The 19,078-nt window shown below is 64.6% G+C and carries 18 protein-coding genes; 10 read left to right on the forward strand and 8 right to left on the reverse strand.

Going from position 1 to position 19,078, the window contains the following annotated elements; all coding sequences use genetic code 11:
- Nucleotides 1–72: 72 nt before the first annotated feature.
- Entirely contained in the window at nt 73–1,317 is a 1,245-nt protein-coding gene (locus tag Q0D31_RS12185; protein ID WP_291850537.1) for a PLP-dependent aminotransferase family protein, read from the reverse strand.
- Between the two features lie 142 nt (nt 1,318–1,459).
- Here Q0D31_RS12185 and Q0D31_RS12190 point away from each other — a divergent pair, with 142 nt between their 5' ends.
- The 4 genes from Q0D31_RS12190 (at nt 1,460) to Q0D31_RS12205 (ending at nt 6,913) form a co-directional block, all read left to right on the forward strand.
- Nucleotides 1,460–3,187 carry a cation:proton antiporter gene (locus Q0D31_RS12190; protein WP_291850540.1) on the forward strand — a complete coding sequence of 576 codons (1,728 nt, stop codon included), beginning with the start codon at nt 1,460–1,462 and terminating at the stop codon, nt 3,185–3,187.
- Between the two features lie 194 nt (nt 3,188–3,381).
- Entirely contained in the window at nt 3,382–4,458 is a 1,077-nt protein-coding gene (gene ribB, locus Q0D31_RS12195) for a 3,4-dihydroxy-2-butanone-4-phosphate synthase (protein WP_291850543.1), read from the forward strand.
- Between the two features lie 179 nt (nt 4,459–4,637).
- Nucleotides 4,638–5,852: an acyl-CoA dehydrogenase gene (locus Q0D31_RS12200; protein WP_291850546.1), complete on the forward strand. Its 1,215-nt coding sequence runs from the start codon at nt 4,638–4,640 to the stop codon at nt 5,850–5,852.
- 143 nt (nt 5,853–5,995) lie between these two features.
- On the forward strand, nt 5,996–6,913 hold the full coding sequence (locus Q0D31_RS12205) for an MBL fold metallo-hydrolase (RefSeq protein WP_291850549.1): 918 nt from the start codon (nt 5,996–5,998) through the stop codon (nt 6,911–6,913).
- 103 nt (nt 6,914–7,016) lie between these two features.
- Here the strand turns inward: Q0D31_RS12205 and Q0D31_RS12210 are convergent, their stop codons facing one another.
- On the reverse strand, nt 7,017–7,865 hold the full coding sequence (locus tag Q0D31_RS12210; RefSeq protein WP_291850552.1) for a DUF1499 domain-containing protein: 849 nt from the start codon (nt 7,863–7,865) through the stop codon (nt 7,017–7,019).
- A 200-nt stretch (nt 7,866–8,065) separates the two neighbouring features.
- A complete protein-coding gene (locus tag Q0D31_RS12215; protein WP_291850556.1) occupies nt 8,066–9,694 on the reverse strand; it encodes a fatty-acid--CoA ligase in 1,629 nt (542 codons plus the stop codon).
- An 81-nt stretch (nt 9,695–9,775) separates the two neighbouring features.
- On the opposite strand from Q0D31_RS12215, the gene Q0D31_RS12220 reads away from it, so the two are divergent.
- The gene (locus Q0D31_RS12220) at nt 9,776–10,858 is read left to right on the forward strand and encodes an extensin family protein (RefSeq protein WP_291850559.1); all 1,083 of its coding nucleotides are present in this window, start codon (nt 9,776–9,778) and stop codon (nt 10,856–10,858) included.
- A gap of 61 nt (nt 10,859–10,919) precedes the next feature.
- Here Q0D31_RS12220 and Q0D31_RS12225 read toward each other — a convergent pair whose 3' ends face one another.
- Nucleotides 10,920–11,606, reverse strand: a complete 687-nt coding sequence (locus Q0D31_RS12225) for a L,D-transpeptidase (protein ID WP_291850562.1) — start codon at nt 11,604–11,606, stop codon at nt 10,920–10,922.
- A gap of 339 nt (nt 11,607–11,945) precedes the next feature.
- On the opposite strand from Q0D31_RS12225, the gene Q0D31_RS12230 reads away from it, so the two are divergent.
- A complete protein-coding gene (locus tag Q0D31_RS12230; protein WP_291850565.1) occupies nt 11,946–12,923 on the forward strand; it encodes a magnesium transporter CorA family protein in 978 nt (325 codons plus the stop codon).
- Nucleotides 12,924–13,045: 122 nt separating this feature from the next.
- Entirely contained in the window at nt 13,046–13,252 is a 207-nt protein-coding gene (locus tag Q0D31_RS12235) for a hypothetical protein (protein ID WP_291850568.1), read from the forward strand.
- A 163-nt stretch (nt 13,253–13,415) separates the two neighbouring features.
- Here the strand turns inward: Q0D31_RS12235 and Q0D31_RS12240 are convergent, their stop codons facing one another.
- Together Q0D31_RS12240 and pdxH are read right to left on the reverse strand one after the other, a co-directional pair.
- Complete coding sequence (locus tag Q0D31_RS12240) at nt 13,416–14,168, reverse strand: SDR family oxidoreductase (protein WP_291850571.1); 753 nt, start codon at nt 14,166–14,168, stop codon at nt 13,416–13,418.
- 132 nt (nt 14,169–14,300) lie between these two features.
- Nucleotides 14,301–14,942: a pyridoxamine 5'-phosphate oxidase gene (gene pdxH, locus Q0D31_RS12245; RefSeq protein ID WP_291850574.1), complete on the reverse strand. Its 642-nt coding sequence runs from the start codon at nt 14,940–14,942 to the stop codon at nt 14,301–14,303.
- Nucleotides 14,943–15,064: 122 nt separating this feature from the next.
- Here pdxH and Q0D31_RS12250 point away from each other — a divergent pair, with 122 nt between their 5' ends.
- Both Q0D31_RS12250 and Q0D31_RS12255 read left to right on the forward strand, forming a co-directional pair.
- The gene (locus Q0D31_RS12250) at nt 15,065–15,460 is read left to right on the forward strand and encodes an RT0821/Lpp0805 family surface protein (protein ID WP_366518515.1); all 396 of its coding nucleotides are present in this window, start codon (nt 15,065–15,067) and stop codon (nt 15,458–15,460) included.
- A gap of 158 nt (nt 15,461–15,618) precedes the next feature.
- Entirely contained in the window at nt 15,619–16,581 is a 963-nt protein-coding gene (locus Q0D31_RS12255; protein ID WP_291850581.1) for a J domain-containing protein, read from the forward strand.
- A gap of 254 nt (nt 16,582–16,835) precedes the next feature.
- On the opposite strand, the gene Q0D31_RS12260 is transcribed toward Q0D31_RS12255, so the two are convergent.
- Nucleotides 16,836–17,606, reverse strand: coding sequence for an anti-sigma factor (locus Q0D31_RS12260; protein WP_291850584.1), 771 nt, complete (start codon nt 17,604–17,606; stop codon nt 16,836–16,838).
- 72 nt (nt 17,607–17,678) lie between these two features.
- Nucleotides 17,679–18,167: an RNA polymerase sigma factor gene (locus Q0D31_RS12265; RefSeq protein WP_291850588.1), complete on the reverse strand. Its 489-nt coding sequence runs from the start codon at nt 18,165–18,167 to the stop codon at nt 17,679–17,681.
- Nucleotides 18,168–18,436: 269 nt separating this feature from the next.
- Here Q0D31_RS12265 and Q0D31_RS12270 point away from each other — a divergent pair, with 269 nt between their 5' ends.
- Entirely contained in the window at nt 18,437–19,036 is a 600-nt protein-coding gene (locus Q0D31_RS12270; RefSeq protein WP_291850591.1) for a histidine phosphatase family protein, read from the forward strand.
- The last annotated feature ends 42 nt before the right edge of the window (nt 19,037–19,078 follow it).

The following is a 19,078-nucleotide window of genomic DNA, read 5'->3' on the forward strand; positions in this document are numbered from 1 at the left end:
GGCGCCCGATTTCACCAGCAAGAGCACGATCCGGAAAAGTGTGCAGCGGTTTTTCGAATTGCGCTTTAGGACTCAGCTTCGCGCCCGCTTCTCGACGTTCGCGCTCCGCTCCGGCACGCCGAACTGCTTCCGGCAGACTTCGGCGAGCGCGGCTATGCCCTCGCGGATCTGCGCGTGCGAGGGGCTGGCGAAGCACAGCCGCAGCCGGCAGCCGGCATAACCCTTGTCGGTCGACCATTCCGGGCCGGGATTGATGGCAACCCCGGCGGCGAGCGCGGCCTGGTAGAGTTTCAGTGTATCGACATGGTCGGGCAGCTTCACCCACAGGAAGATGCCGCCCTTTGGATCCTCGAATTCGGCCGAGGTGCCGAACTGCTCGTCGAGCGCCTCCATCAGCGTGTCGAGCTTGGCGCGCAGCCCGCGCGTCAGTTTCGGCACATGTGTCGCAAAATGCGGCGCACAGTATTCGGCGAGCACCATCTGCTCCAGCGCGCCGCTGCCGGCGTCGGTCTTCAGCGCCAGCATCCGCGACATCATCTCCCAGGGGGCGACGATGAAGCCGACCCGCAGCGCCGGCGCGATCGATTTGGAGAACGAGCCGACGTGAATAACGCCGCCATGCGGGCTCATGGCGTAGACCGCGGGCGGCCGTTCGCCGGACCACACCAGGTCGGCGTAGCAGTCGTCCTCGAAGACAGGCACGCCGTACTGCCGCGACAGCTCCAGCATCTCCGCGCGCCGCGCCTGCGGCATGATTGACCCGGTCGGGTTCTGCACGGTCGGGATGGTGTAGATGTATTTGGGCGTGACGCCGCGCCGCTTGTGGTCGGCCAGAACAGCGGCCAGCGCATCCATCCGCATGCCGTCGCCGTCGAGGGGAATGCCGACCGCCTTGACGCCGAGCCGGGCGAGCCGGCTCAACGCGCCCTGATAGGTCTCCTGCTCGACCAGTACGGTGTCGCCGGGCGCCAGCAGCGTCGCGTTGACGAGGTCGAGCGCCTGCAGCGAACCCGAGACGATCATGATGTCGTCGGCGGCGCAGGCGATGCCGGCGTCGCGCTTGAGTTTGGCGGTCAGGAACTCGCGCAACGGCCGGTAGCCCTGCGGGCCGCTGGCCAGGCCATAGGTGGCCAGCGTCTTGCCCTCGCGCCGGAGCACGGCGTTGACCGCCTCAACCAGGCCCTCGACCGGAACCTGGTCGGGGTCGTTATTGCCGCCGACGAAACTGTATCGGGCAAGGCCGGTCCAGCGCGCCGCCGGCGCCGGCAGTCCGGCCGGCAGCAATGGCGTAAAATCGAAGGCCGTGGCGGTAGACATGGGTGTTCGCTCCCGGTTGTTTCTTGTTGAGAAGACCGCCTGGTTTGCGGCCTTCCGTCAGGCTGGGCCGTTTTATCGCCGCGAACCGGTTTCCCCTTCGCGCGAAAACGCTTTAGGTTGCAGGCGGGGACAATCCAGAAACATGCACGAACTCATCCACGACATCACGCTGTCCATCCTGTTCGCCTGGGGGCTCGGCCTGCTGGCCCATTTTTCGCGCCAGCCGCTGATCCTGGCCTACCTTATCGCCGGGTTCGTCATTGGTCCATTCGGGATGGGCTGGGTCAAGTCCCAGGAATCGATCGGCGTCATCTCCGAACTCGGCCTGATTTTCATGCTGTTCATGATCGGGCTGGAAATCGACCTGAAGAAGATCGTGCGCGCCGGCAAGGTTATCCTGTTTGCCGCCGGCGGGCAGTTGGTCGGCGGCGTCGTGCTCGGAATGGCGTTCTTTGTCGGGATCGGCATGTCGATGGGGGGCGGCAAATTCGACGCCGTGTATCTCTGCGTCGCCTGCGCGCTGTCGAGCACGGTCATCATCGTCAAGGTGCTGTACGAGAAGCGCGAACTCGACACGCTGCCCGGACGCATCACGCTGGGCGTGCTGGTGCTGCAGGACATCTTTGCGATCCTGTTCCTCGCCGTGCAGCCGAGCCTCGACAATCTGCAGGTCGGCATCGTCCTGCTCTCGGTCGGCCGGGTCGGCGTGCTGGTGGCGACCGCGCTGGTGCTCAGCCGCTACGTGCTGCCGTGGCTGTTCCACCATATCGCGCGCCGGCCGGAACTGGTGCTGCTCGGCGCGCTGGCCTGGTGCTTCCTGATCGGCGAGATCGCCGAGCGGCTGCATCTGTCGCGCGAGATGGGCTCGCTGGTGGCAGGCGTTTCGCTTTCGACATTCCCTTACGCACTGGACGTCACCGCCAAGGTGACGACGCTGCGCGACTTCTTCATCACGTTGTTCTTCGTCGCCCTCGGCATGACCATCCCGATTCCCGGCCTGTCGGTGATCGGGCTGGCGCTGTTGATCGCGGCGTTTACCGTCGTCAGCCGGGTGCTGACGACCTTTACCCCGCTCTACCTGATGAAGCAGGGCCTGCGCGCCAGCCTGCTGCCGGCGATCAACCTGGCGCAAATCTCCGAATTCTCGCTGGTGGTGATCCAGACCGGCGTCACCGCGCGCCATATCGGGACCGAGACCGCGAGCGCGGCCTCATTCGCATTCGTGGTGCTGGCGGTCCTGAGCACGTTCGTGATGGCGCGGAGCGACCAGGTCACGCGAGGGCTGATCGGACCGCTGAAGCGGATCGGGCTCCGCGATCTCGACCACGGCGATGGCGCCGATGCCGGGCACGAGAGCGGGCACGGGCAGGCGCGCCGGATCGTCCTCCTCGGCTTCTTCCGCGCCGCCAGCGCGTTGCTGAGCGAGATCGAGCGGCGCAACCCCGCGGTTCTCGAGCAGATCACGGTGATCGACTTCAATCCGGTGGTGTTCCGGACGTTGTCGGACCGCGGCATGCACGTGGTCTATGGCGACATCAGCAACGTCGATACGCTGGTTCACGCCGGGGTCGGCGCGGCCGAGCTGATCATTCTCAGTATTCCGGATTCGCTTCTCAAGGGTGCCGACAACGAGAAGCTGGTCCGCCACGTGCGCGCGCTGAATCCGACCGCCAGGATCGTGGCGACCGCCGAGGTATTGTCCAACGTCAACGATCTCTATGCAGCGGGAGCGGACTACGTGACCGTGACCCGGCTCAGCGACGCCCACGAACTCTACAGGGTGATCGAGGCGGCCGACGCCGGGCTGCTGGCCGACAAGCGCGCCGAAACCGACGCGCTGCTCAGCGAGCGCCGCGAAGTGCTGCCGTAGCGGACGCAGCCGGACGTCGGGCGCTTTCGAAAGCCGCCGCTGCCGCCTGGCGGAAATTCGTGACGCCGATGATTTTGCCTTTCCGGCCCCTTCGTGGCATGCCTTTTCGACGCGCCGTCCTGCGCTGCGGATTGACGCTGGCGCGGGCCCATGAGTCCGGCTAATGCATTTGTACATAGCGAGATTTTCGAGAAATGGCCGATACCATCCAGCAAGTTCTGCAAGCCTTCGCCAATGGTGAACTGGTCGTCGTCACCGACGACGAGGACCGCGAAGGGGAGGGCGACCTGATCGTCGCCGCCTCGCTCTGCACCGCCGAGAAGATGGCGTTCATCATCCGCCACACCTCCGGCATCGTCTGCGCGCCGATCACCGCCGAAGACGCCCGTCGGCTGCGGCTGGATCCGATGGTGGCCCACAACGATTCCAGCCACACCACCGCCTTTACGGTCTCGATCGACTACAAGCCCGACGGCGGTACCGGCATTTCGGCGGAAGAGCGGGCCTCGTGCTGCCGCGCGCTGGCCAACCCCAACGCCGGCGCCAACGATTTCGCCCGGCCCGGCCACATCTTTCCGCTGATCGCCCGCGACGGCGGCGTGCTGCTGCGCTCGGGCCATACCGAGGCGGCGGTCGACCTGTGCAAGCTCGCTGGTCTGCCGCCGGTCGGCGTCATCAGCGAATTGATGAATGACGACGGCACCGTGATGAAGGGCGAGCAGGTCGCGCGCTTTGCCGCCCTGCACAAGCTCAAGCATGTCACGATCGCTGACCTCATCGCGTATCGTCAGGCACGCGAGAAGCTGATCGAGCGGGTCGCGACCTTCACCACCGACAGCCCGATCGGGCCGCTGCAGGGCTATGCCTACCGTTCCCCGTTCGACGAGATCGCCCATGCGGCTTTCGTCTATAATGGCGTCGGCGACGGCAAGAACGTGCTGACGCGCCTGCACAAGCCCAACATCGTCAAGGACCTCTTCACCGGTCAGGCGCGGATGCAGATCGTGCTTGACCATTTCAGGAAAGCCGGCCGCGGCGTGCTGGTTTATCTGCGCGATGGCGCGGCCGGCGTCCCGGTCGAGCCGGTGGCTGAGCAGAAGTCGGCGGAAGCCGATCGCAACCGGCAGTGGCGCGAGGTCGGGGTCGGCGCGCAGATCCTGCGCGACCTTGGCATCACCTCGATCGTCAACCTGACGTCGTCGGTGCATGATTACAAGGGACTGTCCGGCTTCGGCATCGAGATCGTCTCCAACAAGAAATTGGAAGGATAGGTCGCAGTCATTGCGGGATGGCCGCAGGCACCAGACCCGGAATCGCGCGCGCAGGGGCTCACCTGACGCTCGCATCTTCGATGCGTCCCGGAATCACGTTCAGAACATTGCGCTTCCACCGATAGCGCACTAATTTGGTGGATAGGTTCCAGGAAGAAAGTGATACGAAAGGGATTTTCATGAGCGTGCGCCCGCAGGCCAAGGACAAGCCGACTGAAACGGCTTTCCAGTGGGATGATCCGTTCCTGCTCGACGAGCAACTCACCGAGGACGAGCGCATGATCCGCGACACCGCGCGCGCCTATGCGCAGGACAAGCTGTTGCCGCGCGTCACCAAGGCCTATCTCGAGGAAACCGTCGATCGCGAAATCTTCAACGAGATGGGCGAACTCGGCCTGATCGGCATCACGCTGCCGGAAGAATTCGGCTGCGCCAACGCCAGCTACGTCGCCTACGGCCTGGTGGCGCGCGAGATCGAGCGCGTCGATTCCGGATACCGCTCGATGAATTCGGTGCAGTCGTCGCTGGTGATGCACCCGATCTACGCCTATGGCGACGAGAACCAGCGCAAGAAGTACCTGCCCAAGCTCGCCACCGGCGAGTGGGTCGGCTGTTTCGGCCTGACCGAGCCGGACGCCGGCTCCGACCCCGGCGGGATGAAGACCCGTGCCGAAAAGGTCGCCGACGGCTACCGGCTCACCGGCACCAAAATGTGGATATCCAATGCTCCGATTGCCGACGTCTTTGTGGTCTGGGCCAAGTCCGCCGCACATGACAACCAGATCCGCGGCTTCATCCTCGAAAAAGGCATGAAGGGGCTGTCGGCGCCGAAGATCGGCGGCAAACTTTCGTTGCGCGCTTCCGTCACCGGCGAGATCGTGATGGACGGCGTGGTGGTGCCGAAAACCGCGCTGTTGCCCAATGTCTCCGGCCTGAAGGGGCCGTTCGGCTGCCTCAACCGCGCCCGCTACGGCATTTCCTGGGGCGTGATGGGAGCGGCCGAGGACTGCATGCATCGCGCGCGGCAATACACGCTCGACCGCAAGCAGTTCGGCCGCCCGCTGGCGGCGACGCAGCTGGTGCAAAAGAAACTCGCCGACATGCAGACCGAAATATCGCTCGGGCTTCAGGCTTCGCTGCGCGTCGGCCGGCTGATGGACGAGGGCAAGATGGCCCCGGAGATGATCTCAATCGTCAAGCGCAACAATTGCGGCAAGGCGCTCGACATCGCCCGCACGTCCCGCGACATGCATGGCGGAAATGGAATCCAGATCGAATACCAGGTGATGCGCCACTCCGCCAACCTGGAGACGGTGAACACCTATGAAGGCACCCACGACGTCCACGCCCTGATCCTGGGCCGGGCGATCACGGGCATTCAAGCGTTTTCGTAAGGGCGCGCCATCCCGGCAGCGTAGGATGGGTAGAGCGCAGCGAAACCCATCTTGCCGTCCGGCATGCGTTGCAGGATGGGTTTCGCTGCGCTCTACCCATCCTACCGGACCTGCCCCGGAATGACGTTGGAGTGAAATTCCCGATGGCCGACAACGACGACATCCCGTTCAACCGCGATTTTCCGCTTCGCCCCGGCGTGGTCGAGGAAGCGCGCCCCGGCGTGCGGCGGGTTCTCTGCGACAATCCGAGCCCGTTCACCTTCACCGGCACGGTCAGCTACATCGTAGGCCAAGGGAAGGTCGCGATCATCGATCCCGGGCCGGACGACGAAGCGCATGCAAAGGCGCTGCTGGACGCCGTGCGCGGCGAGACCGTCACGCATATCCTGGTCACCCATACCCATCGCGATCACTCGCCGAACACCGCGCGGATCAAGGCCGCGACCGGCGCCCCGGTCTATGCCGAGGGGCCACACCGCGCCTCGCGGCCGCGTTTCGAGAGCGAGAAGCACAACCCGGAATCTGGCGCCGACCGCGACTTCCGCCCGGACGTCGAGGTCGCCGACGGCGACGTCATCGAGGGCGCCGGCTGGGCGCTTGAGGCGGTGGCGACCCCCGGCCACACCGCCAACCACCTCGCGTTCGCCTGGGCCGAGCGCAAGATCAATTTCGTCGGTGACCACGTGATGGGCTGGTCGACCTCGATCGTCGCCCCGCCGGACGGGTCGATGATCGACTACATGGCCTCGCTGGCGCGGCTCGAGGCCCGCGGCGAGGATCTGTATTTCGCGGGCCACGGCCCGGAGATTCCGCAAGGCCCGCGCTATGTCCGTTTTCTCACCCGGCACCGCCAGGCCCGCGAAGCCTCAATCCTGCATCGGCTGGCCAAGGGCGAAACCGATATTCCGACCATGGTGCGCGCGATCTATATCGGCCTCGACCCGCGGTTGACCGGCGCCGCCGGCTATTCCGTGCTGGCCCATCTGGAAGACCTGGTCTCGCGCGGCATCGTCGCGACCGAAGGCGACCCGGTGATTGGTGGCAGCTACAGATTGGCGTAACGGTCATTCCGGGGCGAAGTGTCGAATCCGGAATCTCGAGATTCCCCGATGCGTAATTGCGCATCTGAGGTCTGCGCTTTGCGCATCCCGGAATGACCTGCGGTCACTTCTTCACTGTCTTGGCCTGGCCCTTGACCGGGGCTTGCGGCTTCTTGGTCGCCGGCTTGGCGCTATCGACTGCGCTGTTGATGTCCTCGATCAGCCTGCTCACGCGCGCGGCGTTGCTGCCGAGGTCGCTTTCGAAATAGCGCGACGAGGAGCGGATATCGACGCGCGAATCCTCGCCGTCCGGCGTGATGCGGATCGAGACGTCCTCGCGGAATCCCATGATCGGCGTTCGCGCCACCGCCTCGATGCGGCCGACGCGGCGCGGTGGCTGCGGCGGGCGTTCGTCGATCACGAGCCATTTGCGCTTGGCGACCAGTTGCAGCACGACCTCATAGGCGCGCTGCGGCGGCGCGTCGAGTTCCACGGTTTCGATCTCGGGATAGGCCAGCCGTTGCTGCTCGGCCGAATAGAGTCCGGCATAAACCGCGGAATTGGCACCGTCGCCGCTGCGCAGCCGCGCCAGCGCCTCGAAACGCGGCGGATCGATCGGATCGGTGGTGATGTCGTAGATTTTTGGCAGCTTGCGGTATTGCAGGCCGAGATAGGCCGGGTAGGCGAGCACGACGGCGTTGATCAGGAACGCCAGCAGGATCCGGCCCATGCCGCGCGATCCGTTCTGCCAGATCGCGGCAAACGCGGCGAGGCCAACCAGGATGGAGAGAACCGCGCAGGCAAGCGCGCCGAAGAACGTCGCCAGCGCCGGCTTCATCTCCAGGAAACCGAAGCGGACGATCAGGATCGAAACCACCACCGCGACCGCGGAGAAGATGGCAAGATTGCGCGACCATGTGGCGAGGCTGGACAGGGGCTCCGACTGGTAGGGAGCCGAGAACCTTCGTGCCATCGGTGAAATCTGCCGGTTGGGTGTCGGTCTCGCCGACGATCGGGTCGGGCCGCAAGCTGGCAGCTTGAGACCATGGCCGGCGGCGAATTTCAAGCTTTGCCGGGCAACACCCGCCGGGCAAAGCACGGGGCGGTTCACGCCCGCTGCACCATGATCCGGTCCGGCTTGGGCCGAATCATGGTCGTCCGGCGGCGGTCCGCTCAGGCCGCAGCGTTCGGAAAACGGTAACTCTTGAATTGCTCGCGCAACGCGGTCTTCAGGATCTTCCCGGTCGCGGTGTGGGGGATGCCGTCGACGAAGACGACGTCGTCAGGCATCCACCATTTCGCGATCTTGCCATCCATGAATTTCAGGATGTCCTCGCGTGCCGCCTTCTCACCTTGCTTGAGCTGGACGATCAGCAGCGGACGCTCGTCCCATTTGGGATGATAGACGCCGATCACGGCGGCTTCCGCCACCGCGGGATGGCCGACCGCGAGATTTTCCAGCTCGATCGACGATATCCATTCGCCGCCTGACTTGATGACGTCCTTGGAGCGATCGGTGATCCGCATGTAGCCATGCTGGTCGACGGTCGCGACGTCGCCGGTGTCGAAGAAGCCCTCGTCGTCAAGAATCTCGGTGTCGACCCGGAAATAGGCCTTGGCGACCGCAGGCCCGCTGACCTTGAGACGGCCAAAGGTCTTGGCGTCCCAGGGCAGTTCCTTGCCGGAATCGTCGGTGATCTTCATCTCGACGCCGAACGGGGGATAGCCCTGGGTCTGCAGGATGTCGAGCCGCTCCTCGCCGGTGAGCGTGGCGAACGGCGGCTTCAGCGCCGCGACGGTCCCGATCGGGCTCATCTCGGTCATGCCCCAAGCGTGGCGGACGCGAACGCCCATGTCGACGAACGCCTTGATCATCGAGCGCGGCATCGCCGAGCCGCCGCACACCACGCTCCTCAGGTGCGGTAACTTCAGATTTCCAGCCGCCATGTGGTTGAGCAGCATCAGCCATACGGTCGGCACGCCGGCGGTATGGGTGACCTTTTCGGTGTCAAGCAGCTCATAGACCGATGCGCCGTCGAGCTTGGGGCCGGGCATGACGAGCTTGGTGCCCATCGATGGCGCGGAGAAGGCGATGCCCCAGCTGTTGGCATGGAACAATGGCACCACCGGCAGCATTGTCTCGGCGGCGCTGGTGCCGAGAGCGTCGACATTGTTGGCCATCAGCGCGTGCAGCACGTTGGAGCGATGCGAATACAGCACGCCCTTGGGATCGCCGGTCGTACCCGACGTATAGCACATCGCGGCGGCGGTGTTCTCGTCGAAATCCTTCCATTTGAACTTGCCGTCCGCTTCCCCGATCCAGTCCTCGTAGGCGACCGCGTTTTTCAGCGTGGTCTGCGGCATGTGAGCCTTGTCGGTGAGCACGACATAGCGTTCGACGCTAGGCAGGTTGGCGGCGATCTTTTCCACGATCGGGACGAAGGTGACGTCGATCAGCACCACGCGGTCCTGCGCGTGGTTGATGATCCAGGCGATCTGGTCCGGGAACAGCCGCGGATTGACGGTGTGGCAGATCGCGCCGATCCCCATGATGCCGTACCAGGCCTCGAGATGGCGCCAGGTGTTCCATGCGATGGTGGCGACACGGTCGCCGAGCTTGATGCCGTCGCGATCGAGTCGTTGCGATACTTTCAGCGCGCGGGCATGAATTTCGGCGTAATTCGTGCGATGGATGGGACCCTCGACCGACCGCGTGACCACTTCCCGCGTGCCATGATACTTCGCCGCGTGTTCGATGATCCGGTGGCACAGCAAAGGCCAGTCTTGCATCAATCCGAGCATACGCACTTCCTCCCGATCATGGTTTGCCGCCGCGATCCGCAAAAAAGCATCAAGGGTGCGGCGTAAGGTCATGGAATTGAAATGAACTTTAACGCGGAGAAAGCAAGCCGAAAATGGCTTTCTGGGGCCTTTGGCGTCCTCGCCGCGGCAATGGTTACCGCGGCGTCGGCGCTGCTGGTTCCCGGCATGCCCATCGGGCAGGCCTTCGCAGCGAAAGCGTCCCGTCCTCTCGACCTGTCCGGCGCCGCGTCGTCGCGGCCAGCGAAGGCGGCGCGGCGCGCGGCGGTGCCGCTGCCAAAGCCGCGCCCGGCCGAGGCGCCGCCTGCAGGGTCCGGGCGGCCGGCCGCCGGCGAGCAGCAGGCTGCGCCAAAGGAGGCCGACAAGTCCGATGAACAGGCCGCCTCGGCACCGCCGCCAGAATCGGCATGCCGGCTGGCGCTGACGGAGGCGATCGCCATTGCGCCCAGCATCCCCGATATCCGTGGCGCCGGCGGCTGCGGCGGCGAGGACCTGGTGAGGCTGGAGGCGATCGTGCTGCCGGACCAGCGGCGGGTGTCGGTCAAGCCGGCGGCAATCCTGCGCTGTAGCATGGCCTCGGCGCTGGCCGACTGGATCCGAAACGACATTGCGCCGCTGGCGTCAGGTCTCGGCAGCACCGTTTCCGATCTGGATAATTTCGACTCCTACGAATGCCGGGGCCGCAACCGGATCGCGGGCGCCCGACTGTCCGAACATGGCCGCGCCAACGCGATCGATGTTCGCGCCTTCAAGCTCGCCGACGGCCGCTTGATCTCGCTGACCGATCGCGCCGTACCGCGCGAGTTCCGCGAGGCCGTGCTTCGCTCCGCCTGCGCGCGATTCCCGACGGTGCTCGGCCCGGGCTCGGACTGGTACCATGAAGACCACATTCATCTCGACCTGGTGGAGCGGCGCGGCAATTACCGGATCTGCCAGTGGAACGTATGGGACCCGCTGCCGCAGGTCGCGCCTCTTATGCCGGCAGATCGACCCGACGACGCCCCGCCGCGCGAGGTCGCCGCCAAATCAGGCGATGCAAAAGAAGATGACGGCAGACAGGATGCCGGAAAGTCGGCGGGTGACGCGCCTGCTCCGGGCGGCGCCGACAACCGTTCGCCGGGCGCTACAGCAAAAAAGCGTCGGTAAGCCAAACCGACGCCTTCCATTCCGTCGCTGCCGTGATCTCGCCGACGTGATCGGCTGAACGCTAATGCAGCATCGGGCCGGCGCCGCCCGCACCCTGTAGCGCCATCTTGGAATTGAACGGCGAATCACCCTGCTTGGGTTCGAGGACGACCACCACGGTGCCGAGCTTGACCCGGCTGTAGAGATCGATGACGTCTTCGTTGGTCATGCGGATGCAGCCCGACGAGATCGAGGCGCCGATATATTCGGGCTGGTTGGTGCCGTGAATGCGGAACAGCGTGTCGCGGTTGCCCTGGTAAAGATATAGCGCGCGGGCGCCAAGCGGATTGTCGACGCCACCCGGCACCGACGCCGGCAGGCCCTCGATCCGCTTGTGGATGTCGGCGGTCGGAGTCCATTTCGGCCATTCGGCCATGTTGCCGACGCGGGCAATGCCGGAAAACGCCAGGGCGTCTTCGCCCACGGTCACGCCATAGCGGATCGCCTTGCCGCCGTCCTGCACCAGATAAAGATAGTGGTTGTCGGAATCGACCACGATCGTGCCCGGCATCTCCTTGCGGTGGTAGTCGACGATGGCGCGCCGGAACGGTTCAGCCGGGGCGACCGCGGCGTAGCGCGCCTTGGCAAGCTGGGCCTTGTCGCTTGGTTTGAGCGTGGCTTCGGGCGCGGCCTGATAGGTGGTGGCCTGCATGCAGCCGGACAGCATCAAGCCGGCGAGGACCCCGAAGATTATCTTGAGCGACGACATGGTATACTTCCAATCGAAAGTCTCACGTTCGCGGCAACGATCCTGCGCCAAAAACGCGACGATTCCATTAAACTCAATATCGGCAAATCGCCGATCATTCCAGTGTTCGCGGTCTGGCCCGGTGTTGCAAAGCGCTGGTTGTGGCTTTTGTGCCGCAAGCCTTGCGGCTCGTGGCGGATTTTCAGGCAAAAACGCCGCCCCAGCGACCAATCGGGGGGCGGCGGGACGCCACCACGTTACCAAAAGCCTGGCCTTGTCCGGCCGGTCATGCGCCGATTGCCAGAATCGGGTTTAGTACCGCTGGGCCGATTTCCGGTCCGCGTTGTCCGGAGTTGTTCCATGTTGTCGGTGTATGTGCCCGCTGAAGCCACCCTTAGAAAACTACCCGCCGCCGACCCGCCCGTTTTGCCTGAAAGCGCGGTCTGGATCGACCTGGTCAAGCCTACGCCGGAGGAGGACCGTGCGGTGGAACGGCTGGCGGGGATCGCGGTGCCGACCCGGGAGGACATGCAGGAAATCGAGATTTCCAGCCGGCTCTACATCGAGAACAGCGCCCGCTACATGACCGCGACGCTGATGTGCCATTCCGATACCGACATGCCCAGGACCACGGCCGTTACCTTCATCCTGGCCGGCCATCGCCTGGTGACGGTGCGCTATGACGAGCCGAGGCCGTTTGTCCTGGTCGAGCACAAGCTGGCGCGATCCTGCATGGCCGGCATATCCGGCGAGATGGTGCTGATGGAACTGCTCGACGCGGTGATCGACCGCTGCGCCGACATTCTGGAGCGCGCGGGCGCCGAGGTCGACCAGGTTTCCCACGACATTTTCGAGCCCGAAAGCGCTCGCCACGGCGAGGCCAAACGGTATTCGCAGATCCTGATCACGATCGGGCGCAAGGGCGATCTGGTCTCGAAAGTCCGCGAGAGCCTGGTCTCGATCGGCCGTGTCGTCACCTTCCTGTCGGCGGTCGTGGAGGGGGTCAAATGGTCCAAGGACATGCGCGAGCAGCTCAAGACCATGCAGCGCGACGTCGCTTCCCTGACCGACCACGCCTCCTATCTCTCCAACAAGATCACGTTCACGCTCGACGCCATGCTCGGCGTCGTCAACCTGGAGCAGAACAACATCATCAAGCTGTTCTCGGTGATGGCGGTGGTGCTGATGCCGCCGACGCTGATCGCCTCGATCTACGGCATGAATTTCAAGGTGATGCCGGAGCTAGAGTGGGTGCATGGTTACCCGATGGCGCTGGCCATGATGCTGACGGCGGCCGTGCTGCCTTATTTCCTGTTCAGGTGGAAGAAGTGGCTGTAGATTGCCGACTGGTTTCCGACGGGCGAACCGCATCTCAACTTCACCGCTAAAATTTGAGCGGTGCGCTGAACGAATGATCGAAACTTGTCTGCGATAAAGCTGTCTCAGGCCGCGAGGATGCCATGGTTGAGAAACTCATAATGTCGCCACGCAACGTCATCGACCTTGCGCACTACCGGCAGGGTCGCGCCGCCGGCGAGGCGCGGGCGTTCGCGACGCGGCTTTGCCGGCACTGCGGCGCGAGGCTGGCGGACGGCGAGATCGAGGACGAATGCTCCAGCGCGTCCGGCATCGAGGCGTCGGCGCCACGAAAATTCTACGCGGAGTAGACGGCTTGTTATCATTCCGGGTCCGCGCAAGGACGCGTGTCCCGGAATGGCGGTCGCGCGGGCCTAAAGCGGAATGACTTTTCTTCGAATCGTCATACCGCTTTAGCTATTTGTTTGAGCATGATCTTTTCGGAAAACGCTGCACACTTTTCCGGATCATGCTCTAAACGTGCTGGCCGCCGTTGATGTGGATTTCGGCGCCGTTGACGTAGGAACTGGTTTCCGTGCACAGCACATAGATGATCTTGGCGACCTCGTCCGGCGTGCCCAGCCGACGCATCGGGATCTTTTCCTCGACGATCTTGTCGGTGCCCGGCGACAGGATCGAAGTGTCGATCTCGCCCGGGGCGATCGAATTGACGCGGACGCCGACGCGGCCGAAATCGGACGCCATTTCCCGGGTGAGGGAGGCCAGCGCCGCCTTCGAGGTCGCGTAGGCGACGCCCGCAAAGGGATGCACGCGCGACCCGGCGATCGAGGTGACGTTGACCACCGCGCCCCTGGCGGCCTTCAGCTCCTCGATCAGCCCGCGCGCCATCATGATCGGCGCAAAGAAGTTGACGCGAAACACGTGGCTCCAGGTTTCGATATCGGTATCCATGGTGCTGAGCCGGCTTCCGCCCGGGCCTTTCGGCGAGATCGCCGCATTGTTGACCAGCGCGTGCAGCTCGTCATTGTCGAGCCGCGTGCGGATTTCCGATATTGCCCGCGTGGTGTCGTCGTGATCGGCGAGGTCGACTTCGATGTGGTCCTCCGGGCCCGCGCCCCAGGGGCAAGCTTCGGGAAAGGCGTGCCGTGAGCAGGTGATGACGCGCCAGCCGGCCGAGGAAAACCGGATCGCGGTGGCATGGCCGATGCCGCGGCTGGCTCCGGTCAGAAGCAGCGTGCGGCGCGGCGCGTTGGAGGAAGAGGACATTCAGACTTTCTCGCAGCTTTCTACTCTGGCCATGACGTCCGGCCCGAGCATGATCCGGAAAAGTGAGTCCGAAGATCATGCTCAAACAAAGAACAAGAGCGAGATGACGATTCGAAGAAAAGTCATCTCGCTCTAGGGATAAAGCCTGATCTTGGACCAGGCGCCGGCGGGCGCGTCGCGGCGGAATTCGATGCGGTCGTGCAGCCGGAACGGGCGGTCATGCCAGAATTCGAAGCGCAGGGGCGCGATACGCCAGCCGCTCCAGCCCTGCGGCCGCGGGACCTCGCCGACGATATGCCTGGCGGCGACCAGCGCGATCGCCTGCTCGAAGGCGAAGCGGCTCTCCAGCGGCTGCGACTGCTTGCTGGCCCAGGCGCCGATCTGGGCCTGCTTCGGTCGCGTGGCGAAATAGGCGTCGGCCTCCGCCTCCGTTACCGCCGACACCTGGCCGCGGATGCGGACCTGGCGGCGGAGCGATTTCCAGTGGAACAGCAGGGCCGCCTTGGGGTTTGCAGCGAGTTCGCGGCCCTTCTGGCTGGCGACGTGGCTGTAGAACACGAAACCATCCGCCTCATAACCTTTCATCAGCACCATCCGGACATCCGGCAAGCCGTCGCTATCGACGGTTGCCAGCGCCATCGCGTTGGGATCATTGGGCTCCGATTTCACGGCCTCCGCGAACCAGGCGCCGAACAGCGCGAACGGGTCCTCGGCGGTGGTAAAATCACCTGATGTTAACGGTGCCGGGTGTTCAATGGAGGTTGTGTCCGTCATGTCAGGAGTTCCAGTTGCGTCTGTTCGCGTCCCAGCGCGCTTTGCAGCCCGGCTACGGGCTCGCCCTATATAGGGCATGGGGACGCGTTGGCCTATTGGCGATCGGGCCGACCGGCGCTGCCGTGACATTGATTTTGATCGGCCTCGGCTCGACCGGCTGCAGCCTGTCCCGCACCGATTCCGCCTATGCCAGGATGGACGGCGACGTCACGGGGGCACTGGCCAGGTCGCCGGAGCCGACCGAAAGCGATCTCGCCTTTGCCCGTACCGCCGCCTCCGACGTGCTGACCAAGGGCGACCGGGATTCCAGCCAGCCCTGGGCCAACCCGGAGACCGGCGCGCGCGGTTCGGTGACGCCCCTGACCCAGGCCTATTCCGCCGAGAATGGCCGCACGTGCCGGGATTTCCTGGCGAGCTATGTCAACGGCCGCGCCGAAAGCTGGCTGCAGGGGGCCGCCTGCAAGGCCGGCCACGGCCGGTGGGAGATCCATACGCTGAAGCCGTGGACCAAGGGTTGAACGATCGCACATGCAGGTTTTCGGGAGGTCTTGCAGGTTTCCAGCAGGTCATGGTTGCCGGATCGTTGCAGAAATGCAACTGGCTCACCAGATAAAGCCAAAGCGGGCGACTTGCCCTAAGCTTCAATAACCGAATTCTCGTGAAGGAGGCCTGACGAATGCGCGACCCCTATGAGGTCTTGGGGGTGCCGCGGGGCGCCAGCGCTGCGGCGATCAAGAGTGCCTACCGCAAGCTCGCCAAGAAGCATCACCCCGACAACAACACCAACGATCCGAAGTCCGCGGCGCGTTTTTCCGAGATCAATTCAGCCAACGAGATCATCGGCGACGAGGACAAGCGCAAGCAGTTCGATCGCGGCGAAATCGACGCCGAGGGCAAGCCGCGCTTTCAAGGCTTCCCCGGCGGCGATCCCCGTGGCCGCGCCGGCCGGCCGGCCGGCGGATTCGAATCCTATACGTTCCGCACCGGTGGCGGTCCCGGCGGCGGCGGTGGTGCGGGTTTCGAGGAGATCCTCAACAGCATGTTTGGCGGGGCGGCGCGGGGGGCGCGTTCCGGCGGCGGCCGCACCTTCGAATTCGACACCGGCGGGATCGGCGTCGACCTTGACGTGAACGTCGCCATGACGGTTTCGCTGGAGGAGGCGGTTAACGGCGGAGAGAAGCGCGTACGCTTGCCGACCGGGAAGGAGCTTAACGTCAAAATTCCGGCCGGCGTTACCGCCGGCCAGCAGATCCGGCTGAAGGGGCAGGGCGAAACCGCGCCGGGCCATCCGCCGGGCGACCTCCTGATCACCATCGGCATCGCGCCGCATCCGTTTTTCAAGGTCGAGGGCAGCGACTTGCGGATCGACTTGCCGATCACGCTCTATGAGGCGGTGCTCGGCGGCAAGGTGAGGGTGCCCACGCTCGGCAGCCCGGTCGAGCTGTCGTTGCCCAAGAACACCTCCAGTGGCCGCACCTTCCGCCTCAAGGGCAAGGGGCTGCCGAAGGCGGAGGAAGCCGGGGACCTTTTCGTCACCACGCGAATTATCCTGCCCGACGGGAACGACGGCGAGCTTGAGGCATTAATGAAAAAGTGGCGTGACGGGCACCCCTACAATCCGAGAAGTGATTTCGGCTGAAAGGATTTTCGGACTTCGGGGACGTTCGGGATAGGTAAGTGGCTGTCCGATCAGCTCTTTTCCGGGAACACGGTTCCTTGGAAAAAGGGGCGGCCTCGAAAGGGGGACCAGCGCGGTACATAACCCCGATCGAGGCCGCTTGCGCCGATCGGCGGATCGAACGCTACTCATTTTCGCGTGATCACCCAGTGCTTTTCTGAGACGCGCTGGTGTTTTGATTCCAGATTTTCGATGTCAGAATTGGGACAAGCGGCTTAGCCGCCGGTTTTCTCCATCTGATCGTAGATCGCCTGCCCGATTTGTGTCAGCCGCCCGCGGTCGGCGCCGCCGCTCACCACATAGGCAACACCGTTATCGGCCCAGAACAGCGCCTCCTCCTTGCCCTGCGCCGCGTACAGCATCTGCGTTGCCGCGGTTTCCGATTTGGCGGAGTAGATCGTGAAACGCTCGCCCGAGGCGCTCTCATACATCAGGAAGGATGCCGGTCCTGTGGGTCCCGGCAACAACCGTCCGCCAACCAGCTTGAGGCCGGCCGCCGCCAGTTCGGGCGCTCGGACTTCCCAACCGCAGCGCTTGGTCAACCACTGCTGGAGATGCGCGCGTTCGCTGCCGGGCACTTCGACCGGGTGGCGCACCTCGACCACATAGAGCCGGTGCGCATCCAGCGCATCAGCGGTGAAGCTCTGGAATGCCGAGGGCGCGGCGGCCGCGCCGCGCGCCATCCAGCCGATCCCGCCGCCGAAGACGAAAGCCGCCAGCGTGGCCGCGATGGCGCCGTATACCCACTTGCGTGGCATTCGCACCAGCCGTTCGATCTCTAGCCGCCGTGGCACCGTTTCATCGGCGACCGAACCGTAGCGCGCGTGCAGCGCCTCCGCCATCGTGCGCCACGACCGCACCCGCGCGGCATCCTCGGGATGGGCTGCGAGCCAGGCCTCGACGTCGCCGCGGCGTTCCGCCGGCAACTCGCTGTCGACGTAGGCGTGCAGTTCGTCCTCGGTGACGGGAATTTTTCGATCGGTCATGGTCGTCGTCTCTGTCTCATCCTGATTTGTCGATTCCTGCGCTTGCAACTCGCGCGCTTGCCGCAATCGTTTTCATTTCACCCGCCGCAGCGTCGCGCGCTCGCCCTCGATTTCGGCCTTGACGTGCGCCCGGGCCCGCGCCAGCCGGGACATCACGGTGCCGATCGGGACGCCCTGAATGTCGGCTACCTCGCGGTAGCTCAATCCCTCCAGCATCACGAGCAGCAGCACCGCGCGCTGTTCTTCCACCAGCGTCGAAAGCGCGCGGGCGATGTCGCGGCCTTCCGCTTCGGTCCCGCTGGCGTCGGGGTTATTGTCGAGCAGCGGCATGAACTGCGGCCGCCGCGCCAGCGATCGCCGCCGGTTCTTGTTCAGGTTGGTCAGGATCGTATACAGCCAGCTCCTGACGTCACCGCCGAGAAACAGTCGTTCCGAACGCAAGGCGCGCACCAACGTGTCCTGCACCAGATCATCGGCGATGTCGGCGTCGCGCGCGAGCGCACGCGCATAACGTCGCAGCGCCGGAATCATGGCTTCGACACTTTGGCGAAACGCGGTCATTGACACCTGATCGCACGGGTTGTCAGGCGTGAACGCCTTACCCAGCATAACACCCGATCGGCGTATCTATTCCAGCCCTTAACCGCATCGAAAACAGCGTTAATTCCAGCTGATGACCGGCCTCGACCGCGCCGGAGGGCTGGTGTACCTCCATTTCCGATATATTGAAGCTCGATTGGACGCGCCGCACCGTGGTCGCCATCAGGCGCCCGGACGCACCCGGCACCCGGCGCTCCGATTCGCCCAGCAAGGAATAGCCGGAAAGCCCGATGCCCGCGCCCGTGATTTACTACATCCGCCATGGCGAGACCTCCTGGAATGCAGCAGGCAGGCTGCAGGGCACGCAGGACGTTCCGCTCAACGATCTCGGCCGCCGGCAGGCGGCCGATGCCGGCGGCATTCTGGCCGAACTGCTGGCACGGGACGGTCATGACAGATCGGCGCTGCCGTTCGTCGCAAGCCCGCTGCAGCGGGCGCGGACGACGATGGAGTTGGTGCGCGCTGCGTTGAAACTGCCGCGGGACCAGTATGCGCTGGATGTCCGCCTGCGCGAGATCGGCTACGGCGTCTGGGAAGGCTCGACGCTGGCCGAAATGCAGGCGGCCGATCCGGTCCTGTTCGCGCGGCGGCTGACGTCGAAATGGACGATGGCGCCGGAGGGCGGCGAGACCTACGCGGAAGTCGAATTGCGGATGCGCGACTGGTACGATTCGCTACGCGTGGACACGGTCGCGGTGGCCCATGGCGGCACGGCGCGGGCGCTGATGGTGGCGCTCGGCATCGAGACGCCGGCCAGCGCCGCCGATCTCCTGATCGAGCAGGGCGCGGTGTATGTGTTCAGGGATAGGGGCGTGCGCAAACATAGTTAAGGGGGTTGTTTGACGCCTGTCATTCCGGGGCGATGCGATAGC

Origin of the sequence: Bradyrhizobium sp. (genome assembly GCF_022844465.1) — a bacterium.
Taxonomy (GTDB): Bacteria; Pseudomonadota; Alphaproteobacteria; order Rhizobiales; family Xanthobacteraceae; genus Bradyrhizobium.